Below are 15,667 nucleotides of genomic sequence, written 5' to 3'. Positions count from 1 at the left end.
GGTGACGAACATGTTTTTGATTTATGTGACTAGCCCTATTCACCCAGACGTACTGAAAGCACTTTCATCGGTCGGCGAAGTTCGACTGGGCTACGGCGCAGAAGCGGTGTCCTACGCAGATGTCCAGCAGCAGGTAGATGCCGTATTTTTGCGAGGTGGACACATCTCAGCAGAGACGATTGCCGCCTCCCCGAAGCTGCGAATCATCGCCCGTCACGGAGCGGGTTATGACAACGTTGACTACAAAGCGGCAGCCGAGCTGGGTGTCTGGGTAACCAACACGCCAGGCGCTAACAGGAGAAGTGTAGTAGAGCATGTATTCGCTCTACTGCTGGGTCTCAGCCGCAAGATTCAACTGGCTACGGATCAAACCCGCAAAGAGATCTGGGCAGCGGATCGTCTTTCGCTTACAGGTATCGAACTTGAAGGGCGCACCTTGGGCCTAATCGGTTTCGGCGACATTGGCCAGCATGTGGTGCCTGTTGCAGAAGCATTCGGTATGAAAGTGCTGGCAACAGACCCGGCCTATGCCTTGAGCTTTGATAAACGCTTGGTGAGCCTGGATACCCTACTCGCCCAGTCGGACGTGATAAGCCTTCATGTGCCGCTTCAAGCAGGCACCGAGAATCTGATCGGCGCGCCTGAAATCGAGAAGATGAAAAACGGCGCCATCCTGATCAACACCAGCCGTGGTGGCGTGATCGATGAAGCGGCTGTGGCTGACGCTCTGCGTAGCGGCAAGCTGGGTGGTGCGGGTGTCGACGTGCTAGCGGCGGAAAACACCGACATGATCACCCCGTTCAGTTGCAACACCTTTCCCGTTTCCGACCTGCCCAACCTGCTCGTCACACCGCACGTTGCAGGGCAGACCAACGAATCACTGCTGCGCGTTGGCATGAGCGCAGTAGAGGCTATTTCTGCTGTCCTGCGCGGTGAAGCGCCACTCCACCCAGTCAACAAACCTGCATCCAAGACGTTCAATTAACAGCGTTCCAAACGGATTCACGCCGAGGTCACCATGTTTATCAATGTATCTGATGAAAGCATCACCGTGAGCGAAGATTGGGAACGCGCGTCCCTACAACAGATTGAGGAAATATCCCATTATCCGGTCGCACTGATCGGCGATGTACTGCAGCGCCTGGGGATGATGGCTTCCGCTATCCACCATGTGGCAGGTAAAACTTCGTTCTACGGAACGGTGCTGCCTATCCTCACCTGGGAAGGCGACAATCTGGCCATCCATAGGGCACTGGACGATGCCAAACCAGGTGATGTTCTGGTGATCAACGGCAACGGTGAAACCAACCGTGCGGTCTTTGGTGATTTGCTAGGTGAGGTATGCCTGGCTCGACAAGTCGCAGCGGTGGTAATCGACGGCGCCGTTCGCGATGTTGAGGAACTAAGCGTCATGGGGCTACCTACTTACGCTCGCGCGGTGAATCCAGCTGGCCCCTCGAAATATGGCCCTGGCCAAGTCGGTGCTCCGGTCGCCTGCGGCAACGTAGTTTGTAATCCGGGCGATGCAATTTTGGGAGACCGGGACGGAGTTATCGTCATCAGTCGACACCTGGTGCCGTCGCTGGCCGAGAAGCTCAAGATACAGGACGGGATCGAAAACACGTTCAGAGAAAAAGTCCGCGCGAGCATTCGCTAAGGAACGGCAGCTGAAACATGGGAAGCGATAGTCTTCCCTGATTCACCCAACAACACTCACTGACCATCGCGCGCGCGCTCGTTGCGGCGGGTCAACTCACCCCACAAACCACCGATAAACATAAAAAACGGAAGTTTGATCATGCGCAGACGTTACTGGGTATACGCACTTTTGTTTTCGCTGACGGCGATCAACTACATCGACCGCATGGCGCTGGCGATTGCCTCTCACCAGATCACCCAAGAATTCGACATTAGCCCCTTTATGCTGGGCCTTCTGCTGTCCTCCTTTCTATGGCTGTACCTCTTCGCCCTCATTCCTATGGGCATGCTGGTAGATCGCTACGGTACTCGGCTCGTCAACGCCTGGGGTATCGGCGTCTGGTCGGTGGCCACCCTCCTCTCTGCAGCATCCGGCGGTTTCTTCTCGATGCTGGTCACGCGCTTGCTGATGGGGGTAGGTGAATCGACTTCGTACCCCGCTGGGGGACGCGTTCTGCGCGAGTGGGTGCCGGCTGGCGAACGCGGCATGGCGACCGCACTGTTTCATGCAGGTAGCCTGATAGGCCCGGCAATTGCCGCATTGGGCCTGAGCATCATCGTCAACAGCTACGGATGGCGTGTAGCGTTCGTAATCGCGGCCGCCGTTGGATTCATATGGCTGGCCGCCTGGCTGATCTGGTTCAGGCAGCCTGAAGTTGCGCGTTGGTTATCGCCCCAGGAACGCGATTTGATCCTAAATACACGCGATACCGGCATCGCCTCACCCGCGCTGGACGAACCCAAGCTGGGGCTAAAATCGCTGCTTCGCTCAAAAACCATTTGGGCCATAACGTTCACGCATGGCTGTGCGGTCTACACCACGTACCTGTTCCTGACCTGGCTGCCCAGCTATCTGCAGGCTGAAAAAGGCCTGACACTGTTGAAAAGCGGCCTGTACACCGCCATCCCTTATCTGGGGGCAGCGGTGTTGGGTATTTTCATCGGGATGCTCGGTGACCGCGCCATGGCCGGAAAATCCCTGGGCGGTGGTCAGCGAAGGGTAGTCGTCGCAAGCTGTCTCTTGCTGTCGACGCTGATTTTCTTCGTGCCATTCCTAGACGATATTCGCGTCATCCTTGCCTGCTTCACGCTTTCATTGACAGGTTGTACCGCCGCCGTCGCCGCGAACCTCTCGCTGATCAACGATTTGATTCCATCGAAGGAAGACTCGGGAACGGCCATCGCGGTCATCAGCACAGGCGGCAATTTGTTCGGCATCTTCGCGCCCATCGTTACCGGCTACGTGATCTCCATCACTCACCAATACCAGTACGGTTTCGTGATCGCCGGCGTGCTCCTGGCACTGGGTGCTCTGGTCTCGATGTTTTTCACGCGCAAACCCATTGGCCAAGCAAAGGAGACCGACCATGTACGCGTCGCCCCCCGTACTTCGCACTGAGGTATTCGCCACTTACCCTTCCTCTCTGCAAACTGGGGATGAGCACTCCAGCTGGTGCCTGGCGCAGCCCGGCAAGCACCTTTACAAGAGTTTTCTGGAGGGCCCGTCCTTCGATAAGAACGGCACGCTCTGGTGTGTGGATATCGTCAACGGCCGCTTGCTCAATGTCGATAAGGCTGGCGCATTCTCGGTCGCCGCTCAATACGACGGCTGGCCGAATGGCCTGAAGATCCGCGAGGATGGCCTGGTGTTCATCGCTGACTACAAACACGGCATCATGACCCACGAACCGGGTTCCGCAACGGTAAGGCCATTGCTGGAGCGCGCTGGCGTAGAACGTTTTAAAGGCGTGAATGATCTGTTCTTCGCCCGCAATGGCGACCTTTACTTCACCGATCAAGGTCTGACAGGGCTGCAGGATGCGACGGGGCGTGTGTTCCGCATGACGCCAAGCGGACGGATCGATTGCATTCTCGATGCCGTCCCGAGCCCGAATGGCTTGGTCATGAACCTGGATGAAGATGCATTGCTGCTTGCGGTGACGCGCGCAAACGCTATCTGGCGAGTACCTCTGGCCGGCTACGGCGCTGCAAAAGTAGGCAACTTCATCCAGCTCTCAGGCGGAGTAGGCCCTGACGGGCTGGCGCTAGACGCCGACGGCGGTCTCTGGGTCGCGCATGCCGGCCTGGGCTCGGTTTGGGGATTCGATGCAATTGGCGAGCCCCAAGCGAGAGTGAAAGTACCCGCTGGATTGCTCACCACGAACCTGGCTTTTGCCTGTGACGGCACCACTGACCTTTACATCATCGAATCAGCGACCGCAACAGTCCATCGCGTGGATGCATCCGTCACCGGAAAACCGATGGCCTCACACCGTTAACGGCATCGCCGCCGCCCCTACTATCGACACGATAGTCAGTCAAAAAACGCCTGCCGTTTGGAGTTTTATCATGATCGCACGCTTGCTCCCGCCCAAAACACAAGGCGTGAACTATGAGGAATTTCTAACGCTGCTTGTTAATTCAGGCTTCCGAGGCGAAGTCGCCCACAGCTATGGCCAGCGGATGGTACTTGCAACGGATAACTCGATTTATCAGCGTTTACCTCAAGCAGCTGTGTTCCCACTGGATGCTCAAGACGTTGAGATTCTTGCGACGCTGGCAGCTGATCCTAAGCATAGAGCCGTTGTCCTGACACCTAGGGGTGGCGGAACAGGAACCAATGGCCAGTCGTTGACCGATGGGATCGTCGTCGACCTGTCACGTCACATGAACAACATTCTTGAAATCAACGCTGGAGAGCGCTGGGTGCGCGTCCAGAGTGGTGTGGTTAAAGATCAGTTGAATGCCGCGCTGAGACCCTACGGATTGTTTTTCGCGCCGGAACTGTCCACCTCCAATCGGGCTACGATTGGCGGCATGATCAACACCGACGCCAGCGGCCAGGGAAGTTGCACCTACGGTAAAACTCGTGACCACGTGCTGGAGCTTTCCACGGTGTTGCTTGGCGGTGAATTACTCCACAGCGGTGTAGTGGGTAAAAGCGCTCTGGTGCAAGAAACTGCGCGTCAGGATCGGATTGGTGAGGTTTATCGATGCGCTGTAGGCATTGCGGATAATCAGGCCGATCTGATCGAACGAACTTTTCCGAAATTGAACCGTTGCCTCACCGGCTATGACCTGGCCCACCTTCGCGAGCAGGGTGACAGGTTCAATCTCAACAGTGTGCTATGTGGCTCCGAAGGATCACTGGGTTTCATCATTGAAGCCAAACTCAACGTCTTGCCGATCCCGAAGTATTCGATCCTGGTCAACGTACGTTATGCCGGCTTCATGGATGCTCTGCGCGACGCAAAAGCGTTGATGCTTCTCAAACCTTTATCGATTGAGACCGTGGACTCAAAAGTCCTGATGCTGGCGATGAAGGACATTGTCTGGCACGGCGTGGCTGAATACTTCCCTGACGATCCAGGCACACCGACCTTGGGCATCAACCTCATTGAGTTCAGCGGCGACGATGAAGCCGCTGTCCAGCAGAGCGTTCATGACTTTGTCTTGCACCTACAGCGTGATACATCAGTGGTGCGCCTGGGCCATACGCTTGCCATTGGTGCCGATGCACTCAAGCGCGTCTACGCCATGCGTAAACGCGCGGTTGGGTTGTTGGGAAACGTCAAAGGTGAAGCCAGGCCACAGCCTTTCGTAGAGGACACCGCTGTACCTCCAGAAAATCTCGCTGATTTCATCCAAGAGTTTCGTTCGCTGCTGGACAGCTATGAATTGCAGTACGGCATGTTCGGCCATGTCGACGCCGGCGTACTGCACGTGCGACCGATTCTCGACATGAAAGACCCCACCCAAGCAGCCCTGATCCGGCCCATTTCCGACGCGGTCGCAGCCCTGACGCAAAAACACGGCGGCCTACTGTGGGGCGAGCACGGAAAGGGACTGAGATCCCAATATGCCCCCGACTACTTCGGCGAGCTTTATCCGGCCCTGCAGGAGTTGAAAGCGGCGTTCGACCCTTGGAATCAACTCAATCCCGGTAAAATCGCAACACCTAAAACGCGGCCTGACACTCAGCTAACACGCGTTGACGAGGTGACATTACGCGGTGAACTCGACCGAACCATTGATGAGAGGGTTTGGCGCAGCTACGACACCGCTCTGCACTGTAACGGAAATGGCGCGTGCTACAACTTCGATCCAGACGACGCCATGTGCCCGTCCTGGAAAGGCACCCGCAATCGCGTGCATTCACCTAAAGGACGTGCCTCGCTGATTCGCGAATGGTTGAGGCTTCAGGGCCAGCAAGACATTGATGTTTTGGCTGCCAGTGATCAAATTCGGTCAACCAGCAATGTCGCAGGCATCGCAAAACGAGCCATCAACACAGTCGCCCAAAAGATGGGCCAGCAAGACTTTTCTCATGAAGTCTATGAGGCGATGGCAGGCTGCCTGGCGTGTAAATCCTGCGCCGGGCAGTGCCCGGTCAAGGTCAACGTGCCCGAATTCCGCTCCCGGTTTCTGGAGCTGTATCACAGCCGCTATCTGCGCCCGCTGAAGGACTACCTGATAGGATCGCTCGAATATACGATTCCCTACATCGCACGCTTCCCGCATCTGTACAACTTTGTCATGGGCGCCCGCCCCGTACGCTACGTGCTTGAGCATGTGGCCGGGATGGTCGATAGCCCATTGCTCAGCATCACTGACTTCGACGCTGCATGCCGTCGGTGGAATGTTCAGATTGCAACGCCTGAGTTGCTGTCGACATTGGGTAAGCAACAGCGTGATCGCAGCGTGATCATCGTCCAAGATGCCTTTACCCGTTACTTCGAAACCCCGGTGCTGTTGGACTGGATCGAACTGATCGCAAGGCTTGGCTACCAAATCTACATCGCCCCGTTTGCGCCCAATGGCAAACCGCTTCAGGTGCAAGGTTTCATCAGAGCTTTCGAAAAAGCTGCGCATTTCAACAGTGAAGCTCTGAGTCAGCTTCAGTGCTACGACATAGCGCTCGTAGGACTCGATCCCGCGATGACTTTGGTGTATCGCCAAGAGTATGCGAAGACACTGGGCAGCGAAAAAGCACCCACAGTTCTGCTGCCTCAGGAGTGGCTCGCTAGCACGCTTCAACAAACACAGCGCGTCAAAGATGCCGCCCCCTATTACTTCCTTCCCCACTGCACTGAAAAAACCAATGAGCCGAACAGTACCGGTCTTTGGCAGCAAGTCTATGAGCGCATGGGGCTGAATTTACAGGTTCAAGCGAGCGGGTGCTGCGGCATGTCTGGTACTTATGGGCATGAGACGAAAAATGCCGGTACTTCTGTGGTGATTTACAAGCAATCCTGGGCGCCGCTTGTGAAGAAATTCAATGCTTCAGGCCGGTTATTAGCAGACGGGTATTCTTGCCGGAGCCAAGTAAAACGACAGGATGGTGTAGCCGTATTGCATCCATTGCAGGCCTTGCTCGCTGTTGTCAGGAATGTCGCCGCCTGAGCTACGAGGTAAAATTAACCATTATCTAGGAGGGGTAAATGGCTCGGCAGTATGCTAATTGCCATCTTCCTTCGGTGCTGGCCTCATTTCACGGAAAAACATTCGCCGATACTCTGAAGGCGACGTGCCAAGGTGAACGCCGAACTGTTGCCTCAAAGACAGAGGCGTTCCGAAACCCGCCTCACCAGCGACACACTCGATTGGTAAGTCGGTCGTTTCGAGCAGTTGCTGTGCTCTCGCGACTCGTTCACCGTTCAACCATTTCGAGACGGTACTGCCTGTTGCTTCTCTAAAACGCCTCGTGAATGTGCGTCGGCTCATTTTCGCCATGTCCGCCAGCACGTCGAGCGACAGATCACTCGCCAGGTTAATACGGGCCCACGCCAGCACATCAGATAGATGAGTCTCACTGGATAGTTGCGGCACAGAATGCTCGACGTATTGAGACTGGCCGCCCTGTCTGTGCGGCGGCGTCACCAACATCTTGGCCGTGCGATTTGCCACATCCGCACCGAGGCGCTGTCGTATCAAATGCAGGCAACAGTCAATAGCCGCCACGGTTCCCGCAGAGGTAATGATGTTGCCATCACTGACATAGAGCACTTCAGGCCTGAAACGAACTTCTGGGAAGCGTCGCCCAAACTCGTCTCTGACTGCCCAGTGAGTGGTTGCTTCTTTGCCATCAAGAAGCCCCGCATCGCCGAGCACGAATGCTCCCAGACATAGCCCGACGATGAGCTTATCCTGGGCATTTGCACGCCGTAAGGCTTGCACAAGCTGCGCAGACGCTGCGACAGAATGATCGCCCCACGCCGGAATGACAATTACGTCGGATGTCTCCATCAGTTCGAGGCCATGATCGACCGCTAAGCCTATGCCTTGGTCGCTTATCACCATTCCCGGCGTCTCTGCACAGTAACTGACATCGTAATGAGGTTCACCGGGTGCGGATTGAGCTGTTCCTAGCACCATTCCAGGCACGGAAAGATGAAACAGGCTGACACCGTCAAAAGCCAGAACAGCAACGCGTGTGGATTGCATCAGTCAGCCTCACATTCGAGAACAGCACAGGTATCTTGGCCCGATTATATCGGAATCTGTCGTTCAGGCCACTGTTGAGTCCCAGAGCATTGGGCAAGAATAGAGTCACTGATGCAATAACAGGATTAACGAGATGAACTTTAAAACACTACCAATCGCCCTTGGCCTTGCCTGCACTGCCGCGACCTCATCGGCATTTGCGAGCTCCGACACTCCCAAATCCCAGGACGCGGCCCATAAAGTCGACTTGCAGCAAGTTCGCAACGCAACGGTAAAAATCTCCTACGGCGGCACGACCTTTCTGATCGACCCGATGCTGTCCAAAAAGGGAACCTACCCAGGATTTGAAAATACCTACCGTAGTGACCTGCGCAACCCACTGGTCGATCTAACTGAGTCGCCTGAAAAAGTGATCGCTGGTGTCGACGCCGTCATCGTCACACACACGCACCTTGATCACTGGGATGACGCTGCACAAAAAGCGCTGCCCAAAGACATCCCGCTGTACACGCAGCACGAGGACGATGCGAAATTGATTCGTTCGCAAGGCTTCAAGAATGTACGCGTACTGACCAATGAAGCTGAATTCGGTGGGGTAAAAATCACCAAGACCGGCGGTCAGCATGGCACTGACGAAATGTATGCGGTGCCCGCCCTCGCGAAGCCGCTAGGTGAAGCCATGGGCGTAGTCTTTCAAGCTCCTGGCTACAAGACTCTTTACCTGGCCGGCGACACTGTCTGGCGCAAAGAGGTCGACCAGACCATTAAGAAGTACCATCCCGAAGTCATTGTTCTCAATGCCGGTAAAGCAATGATGACCGGCTACAAGGGGTCGATCATCATGGGCGAGGAAGACGTTCTGCGCGCCTCAGAGGCTGCGAAAAACGCGAAAATCGTAGCCGTGCACATGGACGCCATCAATCATATGTCCCTGACCCGTAAGGAATTGCGTACCTACGTCAAACAGCATGGCATCGAGAGTCGTGTGGACATACCGGAAGACGGCACGTCACTTGAATTTTGACTTAACCCTTATGGGGGTCGAAGCAGATATAGACGCCCTGCACCTCGACCTCAGCCTTCACCATCTTGTCCCTATGCTCGGATAATCCGACCGGAGATCGATCATGAAACGTGGTCTTGTTGTAGTTGATCTACAAAACGAATACTTGCCCACTGGCAAATTGCCGTTAGCCGGCATCGAAGCGGCTGTAGCGAATGCTGTCCGAGTGATCAGCCACTCGCGGGATACAGGAGCTTCGGTTTTTCACATACGGCATGAGTCCAATGATGAAGGCGTTCCAATCTTCGTCAAAGGCTCGAACGGTGCGCAAATTCAGCCCGCTGTTGCACCTCTGGGTGATGAGCCTGTGATCGTAAAAGCACACATCAACGCCTTCCGGGAAACGGATCTTAAGCAGCATTTGGAAGCCGCAGACATCGAGGAACTCGTGGTAATCGGTGCAATGAGCCACATGTGCATCGATGCCGTAGTGCGCGCGGCGGCAGACATGGGCTACCCCGTTACGGTGCTGCATGACGCCTGCGCCACCCTGGATCTCACATTTGGTGGTGTTAACGTTCCTGCTGCTCACGCACATGCCACGATGATGGCTGCGTTCGAGTTCGGTTACGCCACCGTCAAGTCGGTGGAAGATTACCTCTCGGCCTGACCGCGTGACGACTCAACTTGCCGGGGCCCATTGGGGCCCATGGCTTTCATCGTAAACGCATAAATAAGCTGATGACGGCGGCAACGCTCCACACTTCCATGGCCTCGGGATCAGTCAGGCTGACCTCTCAGAACTCTCCGTTCGCGCGTGAGCCCTCTATACCTATCTCTTTGAGCAACCCTTGGCTGTGCGATGTCCCCTGCGTAAGCGCGTGCCGTTTTGCCTGAAGCGTCAATTTCCAATGCAGCTTGAGCAAGTTTCACTTCATCTCTGCCACCGATCACGACGCGGGCAAGTGTGTGGCTGCCCTGCTCTTTAATCATCGTCTGTGTGACAACTTGCACGGACTGCGGGACTTCGATCAAGGGAGTGTCGGTGCGCGTGGCCGATGCAGAAGTTGGGGCGATATAGCCTTCATGTGCACCCGAAACAGTAATAGGTTCCAACGTCCAGGTCTGTAGCTTTTTGGAGGCTGGCGGTGCATCTAACGAGCCGGTGTCCGGTTGAGCGGCTTGAACAATGACTGGCAACGCCAGCCCCACGAACATACAAAACGCGCGGCGCCAACGCAGGTGCGATGGATCGAGGTGAAACAGAGACTCGTTCTTTGTCGAGTTCATGGGATCTTCCGATGAATGTCAGGTGTTGGCTAAGCACGCATGGATAGTCAACATCACCAGGCACGAACGCCCGCTGACGCAGAGTCGGCAATGCGTGTTCAGCAAAGAATGAAGTGACGCTCAAAGGTTAATAGGAGGTGCTCGGCTTCGCGCGCCAGGGAACACTGGTGCCGCTGCTTGCTGTGTGATGAAGCGGGCGGGTAAATACTGTAACGGTGGGACAGTTAGCCTAAAGCCAGCCAGATTTGATTCGGTGAGTGCAGGATGCTGGAACAGCAGTGAACAATACCCGCACTTCTCCCATACGATCAGATCATGGTGCTTATCAGCTGAGCCATTGTGAGTCACCTGGCTCATGCCAGGCATGTCGTGACACTCCATGCCAGCCATGCTCATTGATTGGCTTTTACCATGGGCAAGGCTGATCCCCTGACTAATCAGCGGGCCGGCAAAGATCATCAGCATGGCGAAAAGACTCAGCCATGCTCCGATCACTGAGCGCTCACGCACGTGCAGGTGCTCTACTGATCACGTACAGCGCTAGATAACTGCGGTTGAACACCGTCTCGGGGTATGGGTAACCAATGATTAAATCCCCCACCCTCCCCACCTGATAATGGACGCCAGGCGAAATCCCATGGTAACGGCGCTAGCGCGTCATACTGAGAGTCAATGCCGCCGGAAAGACGGGGCTTAACCTTCCAGTCATACACCCTCACCGGCGAACCTTCCCAAGCCAAAACCAGCCCTACCGACTGGGTTTCGTCAGTATCTATCCAACGTGCCGCTGCCGCAGTCATAAACGCGTCGATGTGCTCCTCATGAATTTGCTTTCGATAAGATGACGTAAGCAACCACCGACAAATACTCAGGTAATAAGTCCAGTTCAAAGGTGGCCGGTTTCGGTATGCCCACGTCATGAAGCTTCGAAAAAGATTCAAGCCTTCTGGCGGATCTAGCTTTAGAAGCGAGGGGCATACATCGAACAGTGCATGCCAATACGGCAGTAAGCGCGCATCAAGATGGACGAAGCAACGTGCATTGCTGGGGTAGTCGCCACACGGCACCAGGACGTCACCGCGCTCCTTTCGGCTCGACGGTGTACTGACTAACCGCGTCACTCCTGAAGGAATAGCTACAGTGCGCATATCTTCCTCCCTGCCATCGAAGCTTGCAGTACACAGGCTGTAGGAAAACCGAAAGTTATCTTTTTGAATAGAATGAATCTGCGATCTGAATGATCAACCAAAGACGACATGCTGCGCCCCTTTCAAAGACGATTGAACGTCGCCCACGAGGCGTCGCATCAGCAACAACCTGGCGTAAAACGGACGACGGAAAAACAAGCAATAGCCGGCGAACCAGACCGACTATTGGCAAGCGTCAAATCAAGGGGAAGCGCGAGGGTTGGCCGAGGGCCAAGAATATCGAGGAGGGGCCTTGCAACGCCGCTCACGACTAGGGCGCGGGTTTCGTCCGACTCGCAGCAGCCAGGTCAGACAAAACAGAAACGCGATGCTCAACGTCACCGCCGAACATATAGGACAGGAAAAGCTAGCCGTCCAGCCGTTTGCTGGCTGCTCAGATAAATCCGTGCTTTTGAGCGGACTCTTGCTGCCCAATGCAGAGCAAAATTGACCGCCGACTCCGTTGAGCTCGAATCCGCTCATCTGCCCATGCCCCAACCCGCAAGCGAACACGTTGAACAGGACGCAAAAATAAAGCGTCCAAGCAACGAGCGAGCGATTTGTCAGAGAGAGTTTCATCGCAGATGACATTAGCACTGAAGCACTCAGAATTGAAGATCAAGTAGCGGGACTCAAGGTCAACGTTCAGCACTACCTAGGACTACAAACACCCGATGGGGAAGCGGCGGTGACTGAGTTCGGGCAGATGACACGCTCGACAATCGCATAGTCCGAATAGATGTTGAGCATGCGCGTCGCTCATTTATTTAACCAGATACAAGGTGGGTCGTCGCAAGCAAACACTTGAGGAATGCTTCGCCAGACGCTGCAGTTCAGTGCTCAGGTTTTCTGTTGACGTATAAAGATGGTGCAATGCGTCAAGCAAATTCTTGAGCTGCGCGGCGTCGATTTCATGTCCGCGTTTGGCCAAATTATCACGCAGGTCGTGAAGACTTTTTTTCAGATGTTGATCAGCTGTCATCATAGTTCTCGGCAGTCTTGGATATCTGGATTCGCAGCGGCACTTAGTGCCAGAGAGTCAACCGTAGGTAAACCCATCTAGTCGCCGTTTGAGGTCTACCGCAATCTGCGCGAGGTCTTCACTGGCAGCGCGCGTCTGGTTCGAACGAACCGCTGAATGGAGTGAGAGATCACGAATACGAATGATGCTTCTATCAATCTCTTTCGCGACGAGGGCTTGTTCTTCACAAGCTGCGGCGATAAGGGTATTTCGCTCATCAATACTGCTCACGGCCTTGGTGATTCCAATCAAAGCGGTATTGGCTGAGTTCGCTTGCTTGCGAGTCTCGGTCGCCTGACTCGAGCTATCAGTCAACGCAATGACAGTTTCCTGGGTTCCGTTTTGGATGTAGGTGATCATCCGCTCAATATCCATCGTGGATATGCTAGTGCGATGGGCCAGCGATCTGACCTCGTCAGCAACGACGGCAAAACCCCTACCCGCCTCCCCTGCTCTTGCGGCCTCAATCGCGGCGTTGAGCGCTAGTAGATTAGTCTGGTTGGCTACGGAACGAATGACATCGAGGACTGTGCTGATATCCTGAGTATTGGAAGCCAATTGGCTTGCTCGCACTGACGCATCATTGACACTTTGATCTAGCTGAGTAATAGCTCCCATGGTCGAATCGAGCTCTTGCTGCCCATCGCGTGCCAGGTGCAACGAAATTCGCGACTCATCCGATGTACCTAAAGCGTTACGAGCTACCTCCTCTACTGCGTGACTCATTTCAGTGATGGCCGTGGCTGCTTGTTCTATCTCACTGTTTTGCATTTGCAGATCACCGTCGCTGCTCGCAACGAGCGCGCTCAGTTCTTCAGCAGAGCTGGATAGCTGGTTGGCCACTCGGTAGACACTTGAAAGCGTGCCGCTGAGGTTGTCACGCATAAGCACAATAGCTCGTAGCAGTTGCGCGGCTTCATCGTTTCCTCCGAAGTCCAAATCAACGTTGCGCAGGTCGCCTTGAGTAATCACATTGGCGCAGTCGAGCGCCTGCGAGATGGGCTGTACAATACTGGCCGTCAGGCTTCGCGCTATGAGAGTCGCACCAATTGCAGCCAACACGATGGTAATCAGCGTGATTTCCAAGGACACGTCGTAAGCTCGCTGTCCCACCTGACTAGCCACCTCTTTAGCGTCGTCATTGAGTCGCTCCAACTCGCCCAGGACTTTGTTCATGTCTTGGGCAATCGTGGCCATGTCGCCAGTCGCCAACGCGGTTGCCTGAGCGTTGCGCTCCTGGCGAAGGTCGTCTCGAACTTGAAGAGCTAGCGCTCGATATTTTTCGTAGAAAAAATTGATCCTGTCGAACAGCGCGCGTTCGTGCTCGCTCGTTATCAGTGGTCGATAAGCCTGCTGAGCCGCAACAAACTCGAGAGCTTCAACATTGAAGGCGTCATAAAGAGCCTGCAGCGCCTCAGGGTTTGAAGACGTTAAGAGACTAACTGCGCGAAATCGCAGTTTGGTAAAAGCGAGCGTCATGTCATCGCCGAGGGCGATTCCCGGCAGCGCATCTGTCTCGATCACCAAACTGGAACTACGAATTTCCTTTGCCTGCAACATTGCAAAGGCCCCAACACCTACCAGTGCCAAGATTACTGCTGCAAAACACAATCGCATTCGCGTCGCGAATCTGAAACGTCTTAACCACATCAAATGTCCGTCCAAGCGTGAGAATTCTTGCAACAATTCTCCCCCGCTTTTAGCTCATTTTTTGACGGTCAGGTGTTGCGGATAAAAGAAAGGCATGCAGGGATAAACAAAAGGTCTCCTGGCTTTTTGATGAAGAACGATGTTCCACTCAAGGGGGACTGGACGACGAAGCACCTGACACACGATAGCGCCCTGGAGACATCCCGAACCATCGTTCACACGCTTTGTTTAAAGCGCTCTGACTCCTAAAACCCAAGCTGTAGCTGACTTGCTTGAGGGGAAGCGAAGTATTGATGAGCAAGTGATGGCTGTGTTGGAGCCTAGCTGAGTCAACCAGCATCTGAAAGCGCGCTCCTACCGTCTCCAGTAACCGAGTCAGTTGGAAAGTGGAAAGTCCCATTGAGCGAGAGATCACGTCAACCGTGAGAGGCTTGGTTTGATGCAGATGCTGCAGGACTACGCTTTTGACTCGCTCAATCACACAGTCGCAGGTCACCTCACGCTTTTTCCGTTCCAAATGGTCATTGTGTATTTTTTGCAATGACGCATCAAATGTCGCTACGGGCAGATCCGTATCACATCGGCGAAAAGTCAGCGCATTGACGGCTGAATCGAACTCCAATCCGGTGCCGAACATTTCTTCCAATAGCCGAGTATCTCTAGGCCTCGAATAGGTGAACTCCGCTTTTACCGGCATAAAACGTACCGTAGGCGTGAGCCAATGCAGTAGGCCTAGGGTAATAGACGCGATCGCATCAATGAAAACTCTGGGAAGCATGGGCGAAGATATATCTGCCGATACCCCAACAAATCTTACTTGCGTTGGCTGCTCTTCAAGAAACATGCAAAATCCGGTACCTACAAGAGGATAAAACTCCTTGATACTTTTAAGCGCACTATGAATAGTTGGACTCGACATAATTGCGTAGCCCAAGACACCCAGATTGCCAGGATGAGCTTTTTTATAAGCAAGCAATCCAACATCTTCGCTCCCAATTCGACGCTGAAGCTCAAAGAGAAAGTCATTGAGTTCCTTTAAAGGAATTTGATGCGCTTCATTCGATAGCGCTAGGTGGGATGCTGGAGTATTAATCCGCGTCTCAGTAACTCCGATTTTCGAAAAGCCAACGGCTTCTATCAATGCCTTGGCAAAAACAGCGGAAATTGTTTGCATGAATACTCCAAAACTGTTCCGGTAGAGCTGGTAGAGCTACTCTTGTATTTATTTTTTGCTCCCCTTGGCCGCATAAATGAGGAAAATTGTCCTACAATTTAACACTAAAAAATTGGCGGATGCCTACAGTCGTAAACGGAAACCTCACAGCTGCGCTGATCAATGGTGAGATATGCCAGCGGATACCCCTAGAGGCAACC

The 15,667-nt window shown here is 54.2% G+C and carries 15 protein-coding genes; 7 read left to right on the top strand and 8 right to left on the bottom strand.

Annotation, left to right across the window (positions count from 1 at the left end):
* The first annotated feature begins 10 nt into the window (after positions 1-10).
* The 5 genes from CQ041_RS06305 (at position 11) to CQ041_RS06285 (ending at position 7,101) form a co-directional block, all read left to right on the top strand.
* Positions 11-985, top strand: coding sequence for a hydroxyacid dehydrogenase (locus tag CQ041_RS06305; protein WP_105521607.1), 975 nt, complete (start codon positions 11-13; stop codon positions 983-985).
* A gap of 33 nt (positions 986-1,018) precedes the next feature.
* Positions 1,019-1,657, top strand: coding sequence for an RraA family protein (locus tag CQ041_RS06300; RefSeq protein ID WP_105521606.1), 639 nt, complete (start codon positions 1,019-1,021; stop codon positions 1,655-1,657).
* Positions 1,658-1,798: 141 nt separating this feature from the next.
* A complete protein-coding gene (locus tag CQ041_RS06295) occupies positions 1,799-3,097 on the top strand; it encodes an MFS transporter (protein WP_105521605.1) in 1,299 nt (432 codons plus the stop codon).
* Positions 3,066-3,977, top strand: a complete 912-nt coding sequence (locus tag CQ041_RS06290) for an SMP-30/gluconolactonase/LRE family protein (protein WP_105521604.1) — start codon at positions 3,066-3,068, stop codon at positions 3,975-3,977. The genes CQ041_RS06295 and CQ041_RS06290 overlap by 32 nt, the downstream gene beginning before the upstream one ends.
* A 70-nt stretch (positions 3,978-4,047) precedes the next feature.
* Positions 4,048-7,101, top strand: a complete 3,054-nt coding sequence (locus CQ041_RS06285) for an FAD-binding and (Fe-S)-binding domain-containing protein (protein ID WP_105521603.1) — start codon at positions 4,048-4,050, stop codon at positions 7,099-7,101.
* Positions 7,102-7,155: 54 nt separating this feature from the next.
* Here the strand turns inward: CQ041_RS06285 and CQ041_RS06280 are convergent, their stop codons facing one another.
* Entirely contained in the window at positions 7,156-8,142 is a 987-nt protein-coding gene (locus CQ041_RS06280) for a GlxA family transcriptional regulator (protein ID WP_105521602.1), read from the bottom strand.
* 133 nt (positions 8,143-8,275) lie between these two features.
* Between CQ041_RS06280 and CQ041_RS06275 the strand changes: the two genes are divergently transcribed.
* Positions 8,276-9,166 carry an MBL fold metallo-hydrolase gene (locus tag CQ041_RS06275; RefSeq protein ID WP_105521601.1) on the top strand — a complete coding sequence of 297 codons (891 nt, stop codon included), beginning with the start codon at positions 8,276-8,278 and terminating at the stop codon, positions 9,164-9,166.
* A gap of 103 nt (positions 9,167-9,269) precedes the next feature.
* Positions 9,270-9,815, top strand: a complete 546-nt coding sequence (locus tag CQ041_RS06270; RefSeq protein ID WP_105521600.1) for a cysteine hydrolase family protein — start codon at positions 9,270-9,272, stop codon at positions 9,813-9,815.
* A gap of 110 nt (positions 9,816-9,925) precedes the next feature.
* On the opposite strand, the gene CQ041_RS26515 is transcribed toward CQ041_RS06270, so the two are convergent.
* From CQ041_RS26515 to CQ041_RS06235, 7 genes are all read right to left on the bottom strand, one after another.
* A complete protein-coding gene (locus CQ041_RS26515) occupies positions 9,926-10,435 on the bottom strand; it encodes a hypothetical protein (protein ID WP_231501195.1) in 510 nt (169 codons plus the stop codon).
* Positions 10,436-10,555: 120 nt separating this feature from the next.
* Positions 10,556-10,900, bottom strand: coding sequence for a DUF2946 domain-containing protein (locus tag CQ041_RS06255; protein WP_371923002.1), 345 nt, complete (start codon positions 10,898-10,900; stop codon positions 10,556-10,558).
* 56 nt (positions 10,901-10,956) lie between these two features.
* A complete protein-coding gene (locus CQ041_RS06250; RefSeq protein WP_105521598.1) occupies positions 10,957-11,583 on the bottom strand; it encodes a putative natural product biosynthesis protein in 627 nt (208 codons plus the stop codon).
* Positions 11,584-11,823: 240 nt separating this feature from the next.
* On the bottom strand, positions 11,824-12,201 hold the full coding sequence (locus CQ041_RS06245) for a DUF2946 domain-containing protein (RefSeq protein ID WP_105521868.1): 378 nt from the start codon (positions 12,199-12,201) through the stop codon (positions 11,824-11,826).
* A gap of 184 nt (positions 12,202-12,385) precedes the next feature.
* The gene (locus CQ041_RS26140) at positions 12,386-12,604 is read right to left on the bottom strand and encodes a hypothetical protein (protein WP_146116046.1); all 219 of its coding nucleotides are present in this window, start codon (positions 12,602-12,604) and stop codon (positions 12,386-12,388) included.
* A 57-nt stretch (positions 12,605-12,661) separates the two neighbouring features.
* Entirely contained in the window at positions 12,662-14,293 is a 1,632-nt protein-coding gene (locus tag CQ041_RS06240; RefSeq protein ID WP_105521597.1) for a methyl-accepting chemotaxis protein, read from the bottom strand.
* A gap of 148 nt (positions 14,294-14,441) precedes the next feature.
* A complete protein-coding gene (locus CQ041_RS06235; RefSeq protein WP_105521596.1) occupies positions 14,442-15,467 on the bottom strand; it encodes an AraC family transcriptional regulator in 1,026 nt (341 codons plus the stop codon).
* Positions 15,468-15,667 lie beyond the last annotated feature (200 nt).

Origin of the sequence: Pseudomonas sp. MYb60 (assembly GCF_002979555.1) — a bacterium.
In the GTDB taxonomy this organism is placed as follows: domain Bacteria; phylum Pseudomonadota; class Gammaproteobacteria; order Pseudomonadales; family Pseudomonadaceae; genus Aquipseudomonas.
Note: the sequence above shows the minus strand (reverse complement) of the source record. Positions and strands in the feature narration are given on the sequence as shown.

Coding starts and splice junctions, on each gene's coding strand:
- CQ041_RS06255 (WP_371923002.1), bottom strand. CDS start 10,900: ATGCTGATGATCTTTGCCGGCCCGCTGATTAGTCAGGGGATCAGCCTT.
- CQ041_RS06270 (WP_105521600.1), top strand. CDS start 9,270: ATGAAACGTGGTCTTGTTGTAGTTGATCTACAAAACGAATACTTGCCC.
- CQ041_RS26140 (WP_146116046.1), bottom strand. CDS start 12,604: ATGACAGCTGATCAACATCTGAAAAAAAGTCTTCACGACCTGCGTGAT.
- CQ041_RS06245 (WP_105521868.1), bottom strand. CDS start 12,201: ATGAAACTCTCTCTGACAAATCGCTCGCTCGTTGCTTGGACGCTTTAT.
- CQ041_RS06235 (WP_105521596.1), bottom strand. CDS start 15,467: ATGCAAACAATTTCCGCTGTTTTTGCCAAGGCATTGATAGAAGCCGTT.
- CQ041_RS06280 (WP_105521602.1), bottom strand. CDS start 8,142: ATGCAATCCACACGCGTTGCTGTTCTGGCTTTTGACGGTGTCAGCCTG.
- CQ041_RS06240 (WP_105521597.1), bottom strand. CDS start 14,293: ATGTGGTTAAGACGTTTCAGATTCGCGACGCGAATGCGATTGTGTTTT.
- CQ041_RS06295 (WP_105521605.1), top strand. CDS start 1,799: ATGCGCAGACGTTACTGGGTATACGCACTTTTGTTTTCGCTGACGGCG.
- CQ041_RS06275 (WP_105521601.1), top strand. CDS start 8,276: ATGAACTTTAAAACACTACCAATCGCCCTTGGCCTTGCCTGCACTGCC.
- CQ041_RS06250 (WP_105521598.1), bottom strand. CDS start 11,583: ATGCGCACTGTAGCTATTCCTTCAGGAGTGACGCGGTTAGTCAGTACA.
- CQ041_RS06285 (WP_105521603.1), top strand. CDS start 4,048: ATGATCGCACGCTTGCTCCCGCCCAAAACACAAGGCGTGAACTATGAG.
- CQ041_RS26515 (WP_231501195.1), bottom strand. CDS start 10,435: ATGAACTCGACAAAGAACGAGTCTCTGTTTCACCTCGATCCATCGCAC.
- CQ041_RS06305 (WP_105521607.1), top strand. CDS start 11: ATGTTTTTGATTTATGTGACTAGCCCTATTCACCCAGACGTACTGAAA.
- CQ041_RS06290 (WP_105521604.1), top strand. CDS start 3,066: ATGTACGCGTCGCCCCCCGTACTTCGCACTGAGGTATTCGCCACTTAC.
- CQ041_RS06300 (WP_105521606.1), top strand. CDS start 1,019: ATGTTTATCAATGTATCTGATGAAAGCATCACCGTGAGCGAAGATTGG.